This window comes from Flavobacterium cryophilum (genome assembly GCF_048286555.1).
In the GTDB taxonomy this organism is placed as follows: Bacteria; Bacteroidota; Bacteroidia; order Flavobacteriales; family Flavobacteriaceae; genus Flavobacterium.
The window spans coordinates 19,046-35,416 of sequence record NZ_JBLVPZ010000001.1 but is presented as its reverse complement, the minus strand read 5'-3'; the positions used below and the strand labels follow the sequence as shown (position 1 = coordinate 35,416).

Annotated in this window: 13 protein-coding genes; 4 read left to right on the top strand and 9 right to left on the bottom strand. The window is 36.8% G+C overall.

Translation table 11 applies throughout. The features are described from left to right. Positions 1-50: 50 nt before the first annotated feature. The 5 genes from ACNQGJ_RS00180 to ACNQGJ_RS00160 all read right to left on the bottom strand — a co-directional run bounded on the left by ACNQGJ_RS00180 (position 51) and on the right by ACNQGJ_RS00160 (position 4,257). Positions 51-833 carry a DUF3050 domain-containing protein gene (locus ACNQGJ_RS00180; protein ID WP_417971271.1) on the bottom strand — a complete coding sequence of 261 codons (783 nt, stop codon included), beginning with the start codon at positions 831-833 and terminating at the stop codon, positions 51-53. Between the two features lie 92 nt (positions 834-925). Continuing rightward, on the bottom strand, positions 926-2,104 hold the full coding sequence (locus ACNQGJ_RS00175; protein ID WP_417971273.1) for an acyl-CoA dehydrogenase family protein: 1,179 nt from the start codon (positions 2,102-2,104) through the stop codon (positions 926-928). Between the two features lie 237 nt (positions 2,105-2,341). Then, the gene (locus ACNQGJ_RS00170) at positions 2,342-3,049 is read right to left on the bottom strand and encodes a tRNA1(Val) (adenine(37)-N6)-methyltransferase (protein ID WP_417971275.1); all 708 of its coding nucleotides are present in this window, start codon (positions 3,047-3,049) and stop codon (positions 2,342-2,344) included. 107 nt (positions 3,050-3,156) lie between these two features. Next, positions 3,157-3,681 carry a ribosome maturation factor RimM gene (gene rimM, locus ACNQGJ_RS00165; protein ID WP_417971277.1) on the bottom strand — a complete coding sequence of 175 codons (525 nt, stop codon included), beginning with the start codon at positions 3,679-3,681 and terminating at the stop codon, positions 3,157-3,159. Positions 3,682-3,696: 15 nt separating this feature from the next. Further along, positions 3,697-4,257 (bottom strand): 30S ribosomal protein S16, encoded by a 561-nt coding sequence (locus ACNQGJ_RS00160; protein WP_417971279.1) that lies wholly within the window; start codon positions 4,255-4,257, stop codon positions 3,697-3,699. A 199-nt stretch (positions 4,258-4,456) separates the two neighbouring features. Between ACNQGJ_RS00160 and ACNQGJ_RS00155 the strand changes: the two genes are divergently transcribed. After that, positions 4,457-4,942, top strand: a complete 486-nt coding sequence (locus tag ACNQGJ_RS00155; RefSeq protein WP_417971281.1) for a DUF6252 domain-containing protein — start codon at positions 4,457-4,459, stop codon at positions 4,940-4,942. A 139-nt stretch (positions 4,943-5,081) separates the two neighbouring features. Continuing rightward, positions 5,082-5,444: an RNA recognition motif domain-containing protein gene (locus ACNQGJ_RS00150; protein ID WP_099713722.1), complete on the top strand. Its 363-nt coding sequence runs from the start codon at positions 5,082-5,084 to the stop codon at positions 5,442-5,444. A 116-nt stretch (positions 5,445-5,560) separates the two neighbouring features. Here ACNQGJ_RS00150 and leuB read toward each other — a convergent pair whose 3' ends face one another. The 4 genes from leuB to leuC all read right to left on the bottom strand — a co-directional run bounded on the left by leuB (position 5,561) and on the right by leuC (position 10,593). Then, positions 5,561-6,622 (bottom strand): 3-isopropylmalate dehydrogenase, encoded by a 1,062-nt coding sequence (leuB, locus tag ACNQGJ_RS00145; RefSeq protein WP_417971284.1) that lies wholly within the window; start codon positions 6,620-6,622, stop codon positions 5,561-5,563. A gap of 96 nt (positions 6,623-6,718) precedes the next feature. Then, positions 6,719-8,299, bottom strand: a complete 1,581-nt coding sequence (locus ACNQGJ_RS00140) for an alpha-isopropylmalate synthase regulatory domain-containing protein (protein WP_417971286.1) — start codon at positions 8,297-8,299, stop codon at positions 6,719-6,721. 119 nt (positions 8,300-8,418) lie between these two features. Next, entirely contained in the window at positions 8,419-9,015 is a 597-nt protein-coding gene (gene leuD / locus ACNQGJ_RS00135; RefSeq protein ID WP_417971288.1) for a 3-isopropylmalate dehydratase small subunit, read from the bottom strand. Positions 9,016-9,198: 183 nt separating this feature from the next. Continuing rightward, entirely contained in the window at positions 9,199-10,593 is a 1,395-nt protein-coding gene (gene leuC / locus ACNQGJ_RS00130) for a 3-isopropylmalate dehydratase large subunit (RefSeq protein WP_417971290.1), read from the bottom strand. 583 nt (positions 10,594-11,176) lie between these two features. On the opposite strand from leuC, the gene ACNQGJ_RS00125 reads away from it, so the two are divergent. Continuing rightward, entirely contained in the window at positions 11,177-11,596 is a 420-nt protein-coding gene (locus ACNQGJ_RS00125; protein ID WP_417971292.1) for a DUF417 family protein, read from the top strand. Between the two features lie 176 nt (positions 11,597-11,772). Beyond that, positions 11,773-16,317 (top strand): DNA polymerase III subunit alpha, encoded by a 4,545-nt coding sequence (gene dnaE, locus ACNQGJ_RS00120; RefSeq protein WP_417971294.1) that lies wholly within the window; start codon positions 11,773-11,775, stop codon positions 16,315-16,317. Positions 16,318-16,371 lie beyond the last annotated feature (54 nt).

Genomic DNA, 16,371 nt, shown 5'->3' with positions numbered 1-16,371 from the left:
GATGTAATTCATTTCTAAATAATAGTTACGTTTATCGGTAGGAGTTGGTTTTATGCTAGTTCAACATTCATCATAATTGTTTCTTCGATGGCATCCCATAATCCGATTCTTTTCTCCAAGGCTAAAATTGAAATTGCTTCTACATCAGACCATTTTTGAGCATCAGATCCACAAAGTTCTGTTATCATTTTCATTGCCATTGGGCCATGATCGTCAGCATCTAATTCGATATGTCTTTCGAAATAATATATGAGTTTGCTTAAATCAGTTTGTGGTAAATTTTCTTGGAAGTTTTTCAGAATCTCGGTAAACATACTTGGAATTAGATCTTCTCTACCAAAAGTGAATGCAGCGGCAATTTCATGCGATTTTCCTTCGTCAATAACTCTGAAAGTAAAATCTAAAAAAGCTTTAATGTTGGGATGTAAATTGCTTTTTTTGATAGCAACAAATATGTTTTTAAGCGAATTTACTTCGGATAAAAAATGTGCAATTCCAGCGGTATTTGCGCCACAAGCTTCCATCGCTTCAATGTACATTTCATAATGGCTTTGGCGTCGACCATCAATTGTCAAATCGGATTCTTCAGCAAGGACTATTTCGTTAATCAAATATCTGGTTTCCGGATTTTCTGTGGCGAACCAAGGAGTGGTCGTACACGTTAATTTGGACTGTAATGCTTTTAATAAAGACATAAAATCCCAAACTGCATATACGTGATTTTCAAGAAAGCACTGTAAGTCCTCAATTGTTTTTACTTTTTTATATAAAGGATGGTGTACCAATAATTCTTTTTGGGGCTGAATGCTATTGTTGATTGTTTCAATATTCATAGGTGGTAATTTTATGTAAATATAAAAAAGCTTCTTGTTTCCAAGAAGCTTTTTGTATCATTTTTATAAATACTTTAAATAGTTGTTAATTACTATTTAAAGGCCGGAATTCCGGTAATGTCCATTCCTGTTATTAGTAAATGAATGTCATGTGTTCCTTCATATGTAATTACCGATTCTAAATTCATCATGTGACGCATGATCGAATATTCGCCTGTAATTCCCATTCCGCCAAGTATTTGTCTAGCTTCACGAGCGATGTGAATGGCCATATCTACATTATTTCTTTTGGCCATTGAGATTTGAGCTGTAGTGGCTCGCCCTTCATTTCTCAAAACACCTAATCTCCAGGTCAACAATTGTGCTTTGGTGATTTCAGTTATCATTTCGGCTAATTTCTTTTGTTGCAATTGTGTTCCTGCAATAGGTTTGTCAAACTGGATTCTTTCTTTAGCGTAACGCAATGCGGTATCATAACAGTCCATGGCGGCACCAATAGCGCCCCAGGCAATTCCGTACCGTGCCGAATCGAGACAGCCCAGCGGCGCTCCTAATCCCGATTTATTGGGTAATAAATTTTCTTTTGGAACTTTGACATTATCAAAAATTAATTCTCCAGTTGAAGAGGCACGAAGAGACCATTTGTTATGCGTTTCCGGAGTGCTAAACCCTTCCATTCCTCTTTCGACAATTAGACCGTGAATTCTTCCTTCTTCACTTTTTGCCCAAACAATGGCAATATCAGCAAAGGGAGCGTTTGAAATCCACATTTTGGCACCATTTAATAGATAATGATCTCCCATATCTTTAAAATTTGTAATCATACTGCCTGGATCAGAACCGTAATTAGGTTCCGTTAATCCAAAACATCCCATGTATTCTCCCGTAGCTAATTTAGGTAAGTATTTCATGCGTTGCTCTTCATTTCCGTATTTCCAGATGGGATACATCACTAAAGAGGATTGTACAGATGAGGTAGAACGAACGCCAGAATCTCCACGTTCTATTTCCTGCATAATTAAGCCATATGATATTTGGTCTAAACCTGCGCCACCATATTCTACTGGAATGTAAGGACCAAATCCGCCAATTTCACCCAAGCCTTTTATAATTTGTTTAGGAAATTCCGCTTTTTGAGCATATTCTTCTATAATAGGAGAGACTTCACGTTTTACCCATGCACGGGCAGAATCACGTACTAGTTTGTGTTCTTCTGTAAGTAAATCGTCTAAGTTATAATAATCTGGAGCTTGAAATAAGTCTGGTTTCATGGTTTGTTAATTTTGTATGTGACAAATTTACATAAAGAAATATAACAAAAGGATTAACAAATGTTATATTTTTTTATTTTGATAGAAAACAATGTGTTTTCAATCAATTAAGAAGATTTTCAAAGAAGGAGTTTGCTGAAAAAAAATCAATGAAAACTAATTTACAATAAAATTGTTAAATGCTGATCGAAATTTATTTTAAATAAGTCTGTTTATGTATTTGGATAAAATCCGGAATTACATCTTCAAATAAAAATCCTTAGTCAAGGCGATGTATTCTGCAGTATATTGATGTCTTGAAGTTTCGATAATTAATTCATCAATTGGAAAATTCACACTTTCGTTTCGGCTAAAAGCCAATAAACTACGTTTGATCTCGGTGGTTGGAGTACCTTTTACTCTTGTAATTTTTAATGGGTATAATTCGAATTCTTTGGCTATAGCCAAGAAGTTTTCTTCTTCTTTAAAAGGAATGATTACTGCGAAAATTCCGTTTTCAGAAAGTAACAAGTCGGCCGCTTCAATTAAATCTTCAAAAGGCATGGCGTCAGCAAAACGGGCTAAATCGCGTTGTTGGTTTTCTGATTTGTAATCTTCGGTGTAAAAAGGAGGATTGGAAACAATTAAATCATATACATCTTCAGGTTCTTCGACAAATTCGTCCAAGCCGGCATGAAAACAAAATAAGCGATCACTCCAAGGGGAGTTTTCAAAATTATCTACTGATTGCTCATAGGCTTCTTCATCAATTTCCAAAGCATCAATTTGTTCGGCGTTGCTTCTTTGCGCTAACATCAAAGCGATTACGCCTGTTCCGGCTCCAATATCTAAGATGCTAAAGGGATTGTTTTCAATTGGTGCCCAGGCGCCAAGTAAAACACCGTCGGTTCCAATTTTCATGGCACAACGATCTTGTTGGATTGAGAATTGTTTGAAACTAAACATGAAGAATTTTGATTTCAGATTGAGGATTAACGATTTTTGATTTGCTTCGCCTGTTCGCTATCGCTCGAGTCAGATTTTCAAATAACCGAATAAACAAATAAACTTTTTTAAAGGTACATTTCAATAAGTCCTTCTGGTAGATCCATGATAACTTTTTTGTTTTCCCTGTCAATTTTTACAAGGAAATGGTCAATCATAGGAATGAGGATTTCAACATCACCGTTTAAAACTTCAAAAAGAGGTTGGGCGGTGGTGTCATTAATGGATTCGATCTTTCCGACAATACCTAAGCGTTTGTCTTCAACTTCAAAACCAATTACTTCGTGGAAGTAGAATTTATTGCCAGTAAGTTTAGGCAACATATTTAAGGGAAGATAAATGGCGTTTCCTATAATGGCATCGGCATCTTCCTCGGTGTTCATGTCTTCAAAACGAATTCGAAGGAAATCATTTTTGTGTAACGAACTGCTTTCAATAAAAAATGGAACCAAGTGTTTGTTGCATTCAACAAACACTGATTCCAGGTTTTCGTATAACTCCGGTTCGTCCGTATCTAAATAGGCAAGAACTTCCCCTTTGAAACTAAATTTTTTAGCGATTTTACCTAAATAGAAACAATCTTCTTTACGCATCTTCGCCTTCTAAAATTATGCTTCAGTTGTTTCGTTATTTTCTTCTGCAGCTGGAGCTTCTTCAGCTTCAACTTCAGTAACTTCTTCTTCAACAGCTGGAGTTGCAGCAGCGATAGCGTCAGCTTCTGCTTGAGCAGCTGCAGCTAAACGTTTAGCATTCACATCTTGTTCTGCTTTGAAAGCTTTAGCTTTAGCATCAGCTTGCGCTTTTGTTAAACCTTCTTTTTTAGCATCAACTTTTCCAGTTTTAGCTTCTAACCAATCCGCTAATTTTGCATCAGCTTGTTCTTGAGTTAAAGCTCCTTTACGAATACCACCATCAAGGTGATGTTTCAATAAAGCTCCTTTGTAAGAAAGAATTGCTTTTGCAGTATCCGTTGGTTGAGCACCATTGTGCAACCATTTTACTGCGCTATCAAGGTTTAAGTCGATAGTAGCTGGGTTTGTGTTAGGATTGTAAGTACCGATTTTCTCTAAGTATTTACCATCTCTTTTTGAGCGAGCATCTGCTGCTACAACCCAGTAAAAAGGTTTTCCTTTTTTACCGTGTCTTTGTAATCTAATTTTTACTGACATAATCTTGTGATTAAATTTTGAGGTACTCGACCTCGATTAATTAAGGGTGCAAAGATACATCTTTTATCGATAAATACTAATTCGGGCGCTGTTTTAACCAACAGTACTATTTTTGGTACAATGGAGTGTTTATTTTTAGTGCAATTATATTTTTTTAAGGTCTAATGTCATACTTTTGTTACTCTAAAAGATGCATTTTATGAAAAAATATTTTTTATTTATTGTTGTGCTTTTTTCTTTAATCGCTTGTGAAGAAAACATTAGTTTTAATAATCCTTCACTTCAGGGCACGAAAGATAATGTGTTTTGGAGAGGGGTGCAATCTAAAGCGACAGTAAGTGCTGATGGCTCTTTGCTTATAGAATCCTTTACAGCAAATGAGACTTTGTCCTTGAAAACTACTTCTACTAAAACGCAAACATATTTTTTAGGAACGAGTGAATCTAAAAAAGCGATCTATACAATCACTGATGCTACAAATGGTTTAATTACTTTTTCTACAGGTCTTGGAGTAGGTGAAGGGCAAATTGTGATTACAGAATACGATACAGTTAATAACACCATAAGTGGTACTTTTAAGTTTAATGCTAAAAACACTAATAGTAGTTCTTTAACCAATTCAGTGGTCAATTTTCAAAATGGTGTTTTTTATAAAATTCCTATAATTCGTTCTGTTGTTCAGTAATATAGCAAGTTGATTTATTAAAACACCTTTACGATGCACATTTTCTTATATTTTTAAAAATAAAATCATAAATAAGCTAATGTATAGTAGATTAGAAAAATATAATAGTATATTTGTTCTATTATTTAAATAAGTACATATGAATATTTTTGTTGGAAGCCTTCCATTCAGTATTGAGGAAGCAGATTTAAGAGAGTCTTTCGAGGCGTACGGAGCAGTTGATTCAGTAAAAATTATTACTGATAAATTTACTGGAAGAAGTAAAGGATTTGGTTTTGTTGAGATGCCAAATGATGACGAAGCTCAAAAAGCAATTGACGAATTGAACGGAGCTACTGTTCAAGGACGTGCAATCGTAGTAAACAAATCTGAGCCTAAACCAGAAGGTGAAAGAAGAAGTTTTAACAATAACAGTCGTGGTGGAGATTCACGCGGTGGTTATGGTGGTGGAAACAGCCGTGGTGGAGACAACCGTGGTGGTGGAAACAGAGGAGGATATTAATATTTTTTTCTAGCTATAAAAAAAGGTGTCAATGAAAATTGACACCTTTTTTGTTCGCTTACTACTGGCCTCTTTAAAGAAAAGAGAGCTGAAGCATGGTTTTTTTTTGCAATAATTTAAAGATTAGCAATTAACCAGTCACCAACTTCGCTTGTTTTATATGCTTTAGCATTTTTGCCCGCTAAATCTTCGGTTACAATTCCTTGCTCTAACGATTTATTAACTACTGCTCTAATCGCTGCTGCTTCTTCTTTTAATCCAAAAGCATCTTCAAACATCATCGCTGCCGATAATACCGTTGCTAATGGATTAGCGATATTTAAACCTGTCGCCTGTGGATAAGATCCGTGAATAGGCTCGTACAAAGAAGTGTGTTCTCCCACAGATGCTGATGGCATTAATCCCATAGAACCTGATATCACTGAAGCTTCGTCCGTTAATATATCTCCGAACAAGTTTTCGGTAATCAGTACGTCATACGAGTTAGGCCATTGTACCAGCCGCATGGCAACAGCGTCAACAAATTCATAGCTCACCGTTACTTCAGGGTAATCCTTTTCCATAGTTTGTACAGTTTCTCTCCATAAGCGAGAGGTTTCTAGTACGTTTGCTTTGTCAACACAGCATAGTTTTTTAGTGCGGGTCATCGCCAATTCAAAACCTTTTTTAGCCAAACGATATACTTCTGCTCGGGTGTAAGTACAAGTATCAAATGCAGTTTCGCCATCGTCTTTTCGTCCTTTTTCCCCAAAATAGATTCCTCCAGTAAGTTCTCTTAAGAAAACCAAATCAGTTCCTTCGATGCGTTCTCTTTTCAAAGGAGAATTGTCAATCAATGAAGGAAAAGTAAACGTTGGACGTACATTGGCAAACAGGCCTAGTTTTTTGCGCATTAATAACAACCCTTGCTCAGGTCTTACGGTAGCTTTTGGATCATTATCGTATTTTGGATGTCCAATTGCTCCAAACAAAACCGCATCGGCATTCATGCAAATTTCATGTGTTTCGTCAGGATAAGGTACTCCAACGGCATCAATGGCACAGGCTCCAGTAAGGGCAGGTGTCCACGTGATTTCATGGTTAAATTTTTTTGCAATTGCATCTGAAACTTTTACAGCTTCATTGATTACTTCGGGTCCAATTCCGTCTCCGGCTAAAAGGGCAATGTTAAATTTCATATTAATAGTGTTTTCCTCCCCCCAGCCCCCTCCCAAGGAGGGGGAAACTAGGTGGAATAGGATTGAGTTTATTGTATCTGTTAAATCTCTTTAATTTTATTCCAAATTTTCAAGGTCCAATTTCGGCTTGGCTCCCTCCCCTTCAGGAAGGGCTGGGGAGGGGATTACATTCAACATTTTTTGGGTCGCTATTATGGCCGCAACCGTTTGGTCTGAATCTAATCCTCTGGTTTTAAATTCTTTTTCATTATTCGTCCAGGTAATTATGGTTTCACATAATGCATCAGAACTACCTCCTGGTGGGATTCGTACGGCATAATCGATCAATTTAGGCAATTCCAAATTTTTGCTTTTGTATATTTTTGCCAATGCGTTCATGAAAGCATCAAATTGACCATCACCTTGCGCGTGCTCTTCAAAGATTTCACCATCTATTTTTAAAGATAAAGTAGTTGATGGACGCATGCCTTTTGCATGAGATAATATATAGGATTCGACAACAACTTTTTCTTGATAGGTTTGGCTATCCAAAACATCAGAGATAATGTATGGCAAATCTTCTTTGGTAACTGTTTCTTTTTTGTCGCCCAATTCAATGATGCGTTGGGTGACTAATTTTAAGTCGTCCGGATTTAATTTTAAACCTAATTCCTGAAGGTTTTTTTCAATATTAGCTTTTCCAGATGTTTTCCCTAATGCATATTTTCGTGTTCTCCCAAAACGTTCGGGAAGTAAATCATTAAAATATAAGTTGTTTTTATTATCCCCGTCAGCATGAATACCTGCAGTTTGCGTAAACACATTGTCGCCAACGATAGGTTTGTTAGCGGGAATTCTATAACCGGTAAAAGTCTCTACTAATTTACTCACAGAATATAATGAAAATTCTTTTACACCGATTTCTATTTGTGGAAAAAAGTCATTAATAACCGCAACGGTACTTTCTAATGGCGCATTCCCAGCTCGTTCTCCCATTCCGTTTACTGTAACGTGAAGTCCTTGAATTCCGGCTTTTACTGCTTCCATGACATTGGCAATGCTCAAATCATAATCATTATGCGCATGAAAATCAAAATGGGTATCAGGGTAGCTCGTTACAATTTTCGAAATAAATTCAAAAGTTTCAGAAGGTATTAAAACGCCCAAAGTGTCCGGTAGTAATACTCTTTTTATAGGTTGCTTGGTCAAAAAATCTAAATATTGATACACATATTCAGGAGAATTGCGCATTCCGTTACTCCAATCTTCCAAATAAACATTAGTCTCAATATTGTTTTCCTGCGCCCATGCAATCGTCTGCGCAATTTCGGTAAAATGTTGTTCGGGTGTTTTTTTTAACTGATGTGTTAAATGATTCAAAGATCCCTTAGTCAATAAATTTTGAACTTTAGCTCCGGTTTTTTTCATCCAATCGATTGAAAGGCCCCCGTCAACAAAGGTTAAAACCTCTATTCGGTTCGAGTATTCCTTCTCATTCGCCCAAGTCATAATGCCTTTAACACCCTGAAATTCTCCTTCGCTAACACGTGCCGAAGCAATTTCAATTCTATCAATATTTAATTCTTCCAACAACAATTGCGCAATGGTTAGTTTTTCTGCAGCAGAAAATGATACTCCGGAGGTTTGTTCACCGTCACGGAGCGTCGTATCCATTATTTCAATTTTTCTTTTTTTCATTATAAATTTGATCCTAAAATTGGTTTTGACATCAGTAATTTGAAATCTTGTTGATGCGTTTTGTTAAGAGGTACAGCAGTTATCTGGTTTGAGAAACAACTGCATTATATTGCTTCTTTTTAGTAAGGAAGCTTGTTGGCAAATTCAACAATTTCTTCTTTGATGTTTTGTAAATAGTCAATATCATCAAAACCATTAACCATATTGTCTTTTTTGTATCCAGAGATTTCAAAAGATTCTTTTTGACCCGTTGCTTGTAGCGTAATGGTTTGTTCCGGAAGATTTATTTCCAGTTCTGTTTTTGGATCGGCTGCGATAGCATTGAAGATGGTCTCTGCAAATTCTGGACTCACCTGCACTGGCAAAACACCAATATTCAAGCAATTTCCTTTGAAGATATCTGCAAAGAAACTGGAGACAACTGCACGAAATCCGTAATCGTAAACTGCCCAAGCTGCGTGCTCTCGTGAAGAACCTGAACCAAAGTTTTTTCCGCCTACTAATATTTTGCCACCATAAGTTGCGTTATTTAGTACAAAATCTGCTTTTGGAGTATCATCTCCGTTGTATCTCCAGTCTCGGAAAAGGTTATCGCCAAAACCAACGCGTTCAGTCGCTTTTAAGAAACGCGCTGGAATAATTTGATCGGTATCCACATTTTCTATTGGTAACGGCACTGCGCTACTGGTAAGGATGTTAAATTTATCGTATGCCATTTGATTTTTGATTTTTGATTAACGATTTTTGATTTACCGTAAGTGAAGTGTAATCTTAAACGTTAATGTTATTTTGTGTAATCTAAATTTTTTATTCTAATATGAATGCTGTAAAAGAAATCTGTAATTTGTTGACTAGCGAAATCTAAATTCAAAAATCGTTAATCTACATTCTGAAATCTTTCAAAACAAATCTCTAGGATCTGTCAGTACTCCAGTAACTGCAGCTGCAGCTGCCATAATTGGACTGGCCAATAAAGTTCTTGAACCCGGACCTTGACGACCTTCAAAATTCCTATTTGAAGTGCTTACGGCATATTTCCCAGCAGGCACTTTGTCATCGTTCATGGCCAAACAAGCTGAACAACCGGGCTGACGCAATACGAAACCAGATTCGGTAAGTATGTCCAAAAGACCTTCTTCGATAATCTGAGCTTCCACTACATGCGAACCTGGAACTAGCCATGCGGTAACATTGTCGGCTTTTTTTCTGCCTTTAACAATTTCTGTAAAAGCTCTGAAATCTTCTATTCTACCATTGGTACAACTTCCTAGGAAAACAAAATCAATTGGTTTGCCAATCATTACGTCATTTTCTTCAAAACCCATGTAGGCTAAAGATTTTTTATATGTTTCGGTGCCACCTTTAACTTGGTTAGCATTTGGAATAGTTGCCGAGATGCCAATTCCCATTCCAGGATTTGTGCCATAGGTAATCATTGGTTCAATATCTGAAGCATTGATATTTAATTCGGTATCAAAAACTGCATCAACATCTGTTTTTAATGTTTTCCAATACGCAACTGCTTTATCCCAAGCGTCACCTTTTGGAGCATATAATCTTCCTTCTAGGAAATCAAATGTTTTTTGGTCTGGAGCAATCATTCCGCCACGAGCACCCATTTCGATACTCAAGTTACAAACGGTCATACGACCTTCCATAGACATGTTTTCAAAAACATTTCCAGCATATTCCGCAAAATATCCTGTTCCTCCAGAAGTGGTTAATTGAGAAATAATATAAAGCGCCACGTCTTTTGGACCTACACCCTTGCTCAATTCACCATTCACGTTGATCCGCATTTTTTTTGGTTTGGGTTGCATGATACATTGAGTAGCCATCACCATTTCTACCTCCGAAGTACCGATACCAAAAGCAATAGCACCAAAAGCACCATGGGTAGAAGTATGAGAATCTCCGCATACAATGGTGGCGCCTGGCAGTGTAATTCCGTTTTCAGGACCTACCACGTGTACAATTCCATTTTTTTGATGACCTAATCCCCAGTGAGAAATACCATATTCTGCTGCATTGTCTTCTAATGCTTTAAGTTGATTGGCAGATAATGGATCTTGCACTGGTAAATGTTGATTTATAGTTGGGGTATTGTGATCGGCAGTTGCAAAAGTTCGCTCGGGGTATAATACTGAAATCCCTCTTTCTTTTAAGCCTAAAAAAGCTACAGGACTAGTAACTTCATGGATGAAATGACGGTCAATAAAAAACACGTCTGGCCCATCTTCAATTTTACGCACCACGTGCGAATCCCATACTTTGTCAAATAATGTAGTACTCATTTTAATATGTTTTAATGTGTTTTTTTTGTAGCCAAGTTGACTAAAATGATAACAATGAAAGCTAAACTAAAAAAAGAATGAAATTTTTATTTTTTAATTTTTCATTATATACGATACCCAAAATCGTATTACGGTATTTCTTTGCAGTTTTTTATCTTTTACACTGCTTTTTTAATAGTGCTGTTTTTTATTCAGATCAACTCGAAATTAATTTTATACGATTTTTATTTTTATCGAATAGTTAATATACGCTGTTTAAAGGCTGTTTATTTTATGAATAATTGATTAAATAGAATTAAAACCGACATTATTTTAATTATAAATTCAATATTTGACTTTGGCGGCAGGTCTTTTTTAACCTGTTTTTCTTAATAATGGGCTTGTTTTGTACCCGTATTGCAGTATATTTTTTTGATGAAATACTACGACATCCAAAACATGTATTTTTTTGTTTTTTTAACTAGATTTAAAGAAAATATGCGGTGTTTATTTTTAAAAAAATATTCTTTTATGACAAGTAAATGACAATTACTTTAAATCAAGATCACTAATTTTGAATAGTATAAATAATTAAAGATATATCATGAATTTAAATCAAATCGCATACAAAATTGGAGTCTCGGGTACAATAATCATTTTAATTTGGGTGGGACTATTTAAGTTTACGGCTGTCGAAGCTGAAGCCATAAAAGGTTTGGTCGAAAATCATTTTGCAATGCGTTGGATGTACAACGTAATGTCTGTACAAACAGTTTCTAATGTAATCGGGATTTTTGAAGTTGTAACTGCAATTGGACTAATACTTTCTTTTTTTAATAAAAAAATCGGAATGTATGCTGGTTTGGCTTCGGCTATTATTTTTGTCACCACTTTAAGTTTTTTAGTTACCACTCCTGGTGTTTTTAAAATGGTAGAGGGTTTTCCTGTAACTGATTTTTTTATCCTAAAAGATATTCCTTATTTGGCAATTTCTATAATGGTTTATGCAAAAAGTAAAGAATAAAAATTATTGATAGGTGTTGATAAAATACTGCATTCTTTGACCAAAAAAAGACTAATTTTGAAATTGATTTTTTGTCGCTTTTATTAATTTTAAAGTGTTTAAAACCAGTTAAAGACACAATTTAAATCTATGGATTTAGATGCCCTTCTCTTCAGGGAGGGCTGGGAAGGGGATTTATGTACTTAATATTTGATACCGAAACCACAGGATTACCTAAGCGCTGGGGCGCTCCCATTTCAGATACGGAAAACTGGCCGCGGTGTATTCAAATCGCCTGGCAGTTGCACGACGATATGGGAAAACTCATCGAGCATCAAGACTATTTGGTCAAGCCTGAAGGGTTTAATATCCCGTATGACGCAGAGCGAATTCACGGTATTTCTACTGAATTGGCGGAAGCCGAAGGAATTTCTTTGGTCGAAGTTTTAGGAAAATTTAACGTGGCGCTAGGTAAAGCCAAGTTTATTGTAGGTCAGAATTTAGGTTTTGATATCAATATTATGGGTTGCGAATTTTATAGAATGGGGATCGAAAGCCAAATGAGTTCGATGCCTATTCTAGATACGTGTACTGAAATTACTGCTTCTTTATTAAAATTACCAGGAGGACGTGGAGGAAAATTCAAGTTGCCAACCTTAACAGAATTACATAGTTATCTTTTTAATAAACCTTTTGGGGAAGCGCACAACGCCACCGCCGATGTGGAGGCAACAACGCGTTGTTTCTTAGAGTTAATTCGGCGTGATATTTTCACAAAAGAAGAACTCGATGTTGAAATAGGTTATTTTAAAGACTTTCAAAATAAAAATCCAAGTGAGATTAAACTCATTGGCTTAAAACATATTAATCTTAAGGAAGCTTCCGATAAAATTCGGCAGCAATTTGGCGAAAAACAAGCGCCAGCTGTTTCCAGAGCAGAACTTTCGGAGAATAAAAAAGTACTTGTCGATACGCCTTTCGTTCACTTACACAATCATACCCAATTTTCAGTATTGCAGTCTACGATTAGTATTGCAGCACTGGTAAAAGCAGCTTCACAACAAAAAATGCCTGCGGTGGCCATGACAGATCATGCCAATTTAATGGGTGCTTTCCATTTTGTTCGTGATATTTTATACCATAATAAAGGGGCTGAAGCCAAGAATAAAGTGGCAATTGAAAAGGGTGAAGAACCTACCGAAGTTCCGATGAAACCAATTGTAGGTTGCGAATTTTTTGTGTGTGAGGACCATAAAAATAAAAAAGTTAAAGACAATGGATACCAGATAGTACTTTTGGCGAAGACCAAAAAAGGCTATCACAATTTGGCTAAAATGTCTTCCATCGCTTATACGGAAGGGTTTTATTATGTGCCTAGAATCGACAGAAAAGTCATTCAGGAATTCAAAGAAGATATTATTGTTTTGTCTGGAAATCTTTACGGCGAAATTCCAAATAAGATTTTAAATATTGGTGAAAACCAAGCTGAAGAGGCTTTGCTTTGGTGGAAAAATGAATTTAAGGAAGATTTTTACATTGAGGTGATGCGTCACAATCAGGAAGATGAAAATCGGGTGAATGCGTCTTTAATTTCATTGGCAAGAAAACACGATGTCAAGATTGTAGCGACAAATAATACCTTTTATATAGACAAAGAAAATTCGAATGCGCATGATATTTTGCTTTGTGTGCGGGACGGCGAAAAGCAAACCACGCCTATTGGTCGTGGTCGCGGGTATCGATACGGATTGCCCAATCAGGAATACTATTTCAAGTCGGGAGACGAAATGAAACAACTCTTCAACAATCTTCCGGAAGCGATTTCGAATATTTCGGAGATTGTGGATAAAATTGAAATTTTCGATTTGGCGCGGGAAGTTTTATTGCCAAAATTTGAAATCCCCGTTGAATTTAATAATCCCGAAGATGCAGTTGACGGCGGAGTGCGAGGAGAAAATGCCTATTTAAGACATTTGACTTTTGAAGGTGCCAATCGCAGATATCCTGTAATCACCGAAGAAATTCAGGAACGACTCGACTTTGAATTGTTGACCATTTCCAATTCTGGTTATCCGGGATATTTCCTGATTGTACAGGATTTAATTGCTGAGGCGAGAAGTATGGGCGTTTCGGTAGGGCCGGGAAGGGGTTCTGCGGCAGGATCGGTGGTGGCCTATTGTTTGAAAATCACCAATATCGACCCATTGATGTACAACCTGCTTTTTGAGCGTTTCCTGAATCCGGATCGTGTATCACTTCCTGATATTGATATCGATTTTGATGACGAAGGACGAAGCAGCGTAATGGATTATGTGATCCGCAAATACGGTTCGAAACAAGTGGCGCAAATTATCACTTACGGAAAAATGGCAACGAAATCAGCGATTCGTGATACCGCTCGTGTATTGGATTTGCCTTTGTTTGAAGCCGACAGAATTGCGAAATTGATTCCTGGAATGATGCCGTCGAAGTGGAATTTGGCTCGTTTTTTAAATGAAAAAGAAGATGTAATTAAAAAAGCGGTTCGTCCGGAGGAATACGATAAAATAAAAGAATTAATAGGCCTTGCTAATGAAGATGATCTGGGTGGAGAAACCATTCAGCAAGCCAAAGTTTTAGAAGGAAACTTAAGAAATACAGGGATTCACGCTTGTGGTGTAATTATTACGCCAAGTGATATTACAAATTTTGTTCCGGTGGCTACCGCCAAAGATTCAGATTTGTACGTGACTCAATTTGATAACTCGGTGGTGGAAAGTGCCGGTTTATTAAAGATGGATTTCTTGGGTTTGAAAACCCTGACTTTGATAAAAGACACGGTCAAATTAGTAAAATACAGAACTGGAATTGACCTGAATCCAGATGAATTTCCGATTGATGATTTAAAGACCTACGAGCTTTTTCAACGTGGAGAAACCGTAGGGATTTTCCAATATGAGAGTCCAGGAATGCAAAAATACATGAAGGAATTAAAGCCTACGGTTTTTCCCGATTTAATTGCAATGAATGCATTGTATCGACCGGGACCGATTGCCTATATTCCGAGTTTCGTCAAGCGAAAAAATGGCGAAGAGGAAATTATTTATGACTTGGATGCCTGCGAAGAATTACTAAAAGATACCTACGGAATTACCGTATACCAAGAGCAGGTAATGCTTTTGTCTCAAAAACTAGCGGATTTCTCCAAAGGGGATGCCGACGTTTTGCGTAAAGCGATGGGGAAAAAACAAAAGGATGTTCTGGATAAAATGAAACCTAAATTTATCTCTCAGGCTGCCGCCAAAGGTCATGCCGAAGATAAATTAGAAAAAATATGGAAAGACTGGGAAGCTTTTGCGGAATATGCCTTTAATAAGTCACATTCCACTTGCTATGCTTGGATTGCCTACCAAACGGCATTTTTAAAAGCCAATTATCCCGCCGAATATATGGCCGCAGTTTTGTCTAACAATATGAGTGATATCAAGCAGGTTTCTTTCTTTATGGAGGAATGTAAGCGAATGGGGTTACAAGTTTTAGGGCCTGATGTAAATGAATCATTTTATAAATTTACGGTAAATGATGATTATGCGGTGCGTTTTGGAATGGGAGCCGTAAAAGGCGTTGGTTCTGGAGCTGTGGCAACAATTGTGGAGAACAGAAAGGACGGAAGATACAAGTCTATTTTTGATTTGACCAAACGTATTGATTTACGTGCGGCGAATAAAAAAGCGTTGGAGAATCTAGTTTTGGCAGGAGGATTTGATTCGTTTTTAGGAACCACGCGGGCACAATATTTTCATGATGATGGTGATGGTATTACCTTTTATGAAAAAGCAATCCGATATGGTTCGAAGTATCAGGAAAACGAGAATTCATCGCAAGTAAGTTTGTTTGGTGATACCAGTGATGTGCAAATCGCGGAGCCTGTTGTACCGCCTTGCGAGGATTGGAGTACGATGGAAAAACTCGCGAAAGAGAAAGAAGTTGTGGGAATTTATATTTCAGGACATCCGCTGGATGATTACAAATTTGAAATGAAACATTTTTGCAATGCCAAGTTAGAGGCATTGAAGAATATGGAATTGCATGTCAGTAAAAACCTCACATTTGGGGGAATTATTAATAATGTGCAACATCGTGTGGCCAAGAACGGAAAAGGCTGGGGTATATTCACTTTGGAGGGATATGACGAAAGTTATGAGTTTCGAATTTTTGGGGAAGAGTATTTAAAATTCCGTCATTTCTTTATTCAAAATAATTTTACCTTCATGAAAGTACTGGTAAAAGAAGGTTGGACAGACCGCGATACCGGAAAAAAAGGAGAGCCAAGACTGCAATTTGTAGAAGTAAAGCAATTACAAGATGTGTTAGAAACCTTTGCTAGAAAATTGATTGTACTCTTAAATATAAAGGATTTAGAAACGGATTTTATCCACAAATTAAGTCATCTTTTTCAGGAAAATAAAGGGGATAATACAGTGTCTTTTGAAATCATGGAGTTAGAAAAAACGAAACGACTGGTTGCGGTTGCTCCTGTTGCGATAGAAAATGAAGAGGTTGCTTTCGATGAAGAGGTTGCCGATTCTGAAATTGAAGCTCTCGAAATTCCGGAGATGAATTCTGTTGCAAAAGTAGAAGAAATTGAAGAAATAAAGGTAGTTACCAAGCTAACGATGCCGAGCAGAAAATTGAAAATTAAAATTTCCAATGAATTGCTGGTGGAGCTGGAAAAAATGCAGATTAACTTTAAGTTGAATTAAAGCACAATGCCCTAGCCCTGATTGAAGAGAAAATTCTTTTACAACCCGGTCAGG

Bases quoted from the DNA above. Each gene is read 5' to 3' on its own strand.
- ACNQGJ_RS00170 (WP_417971275.1), bottom strand. From the start codon at position 3,049: ATGTTTAGTTTCAAACAATTCTCAATCCAACAAGATCGTTGTGCCATG.
- ACNQGJ_RS00155 (WP_417971281.1), top strand. From the start codon at position 4,457: ATGAAAAAATATTTTTTATTTATTGTTGTGCTTTTTTCTTTAATCGCT.
- ACNQGJ_RS00125 (WP_417971292.1), top strand. From the start codon at position 11,177: ATGAATTTAAATCAAATCGCATACAAAATTGGAGTCTCGGGTACAATA.
- ACNQGJ_RS00140 (WP_417971286.1), bottom strand. From the start codon at position 8,299: ATGAAAAAAAGAAAAATTGAAATAATGGATACGACGCTCCGTGACGGT.
- leuD (WP_417971288.1), bottom strand. From the start codon at position 9,015: ATGGCATACGATAAATTTAACATCCTTACCAGTAGCGCAGTGCCGTTA.
- ACNQGJ_RS00180 (WP_417971271.1), bottom strand. From the start codon at position 833: ATGAATATTGAAACAATCAACAATAGCATTCAGCCCCAAAAAGAATTA.
- dnaE (WP_417971294.1), top strand. From the start codon at position 11,773: ATGTACTTAATATTTGATACCGAAACCACAGGATTACCTAAGCGCTGG.
- ACNQGJ_RS00160 (WP_417971279.1), bottom strand. From the start codon at position 4,257: ATGTCAGTAAAAATTAGATTACAAAGACACGGTAAAAAAGGAAAACCT.
- ACNQGJ_RS00175 (WP_417971273.1), bottom strand. From the start codon at position 2,104: ATGAAACCAGACTTATTTCAAGCTCCAGATTATTATAACTTAGACGAT.
- rimM (WP_417971277.1), bottom strand. From the start codon at position 3,681: ATGCGTAAAGAAGATTGTTTCTATTTAGGTAAAATCGCTAAAAAATTT.
- leuC (WP_417971290.1), bottom strand. From the start codon at position 10,593: ATGAGTACTACATTATTTGACAAAGTATGGGATTCGCACGTGGTGCGT.
- leuB (WP_417971284.1), bottom strand. From the start codon at position 6,622: ATGAAATTTAACATTGCCCTTTTAGCCGGAGACGGAATTGGACCCGAA.
- ACNQGJ_RS00150 (WP_099713722.1), top strand. From the start codon at position 5,082: ATGAATATTTTTGTTGGAAGCCTTCCATTCAGTATTGAGGAAGCAGAT.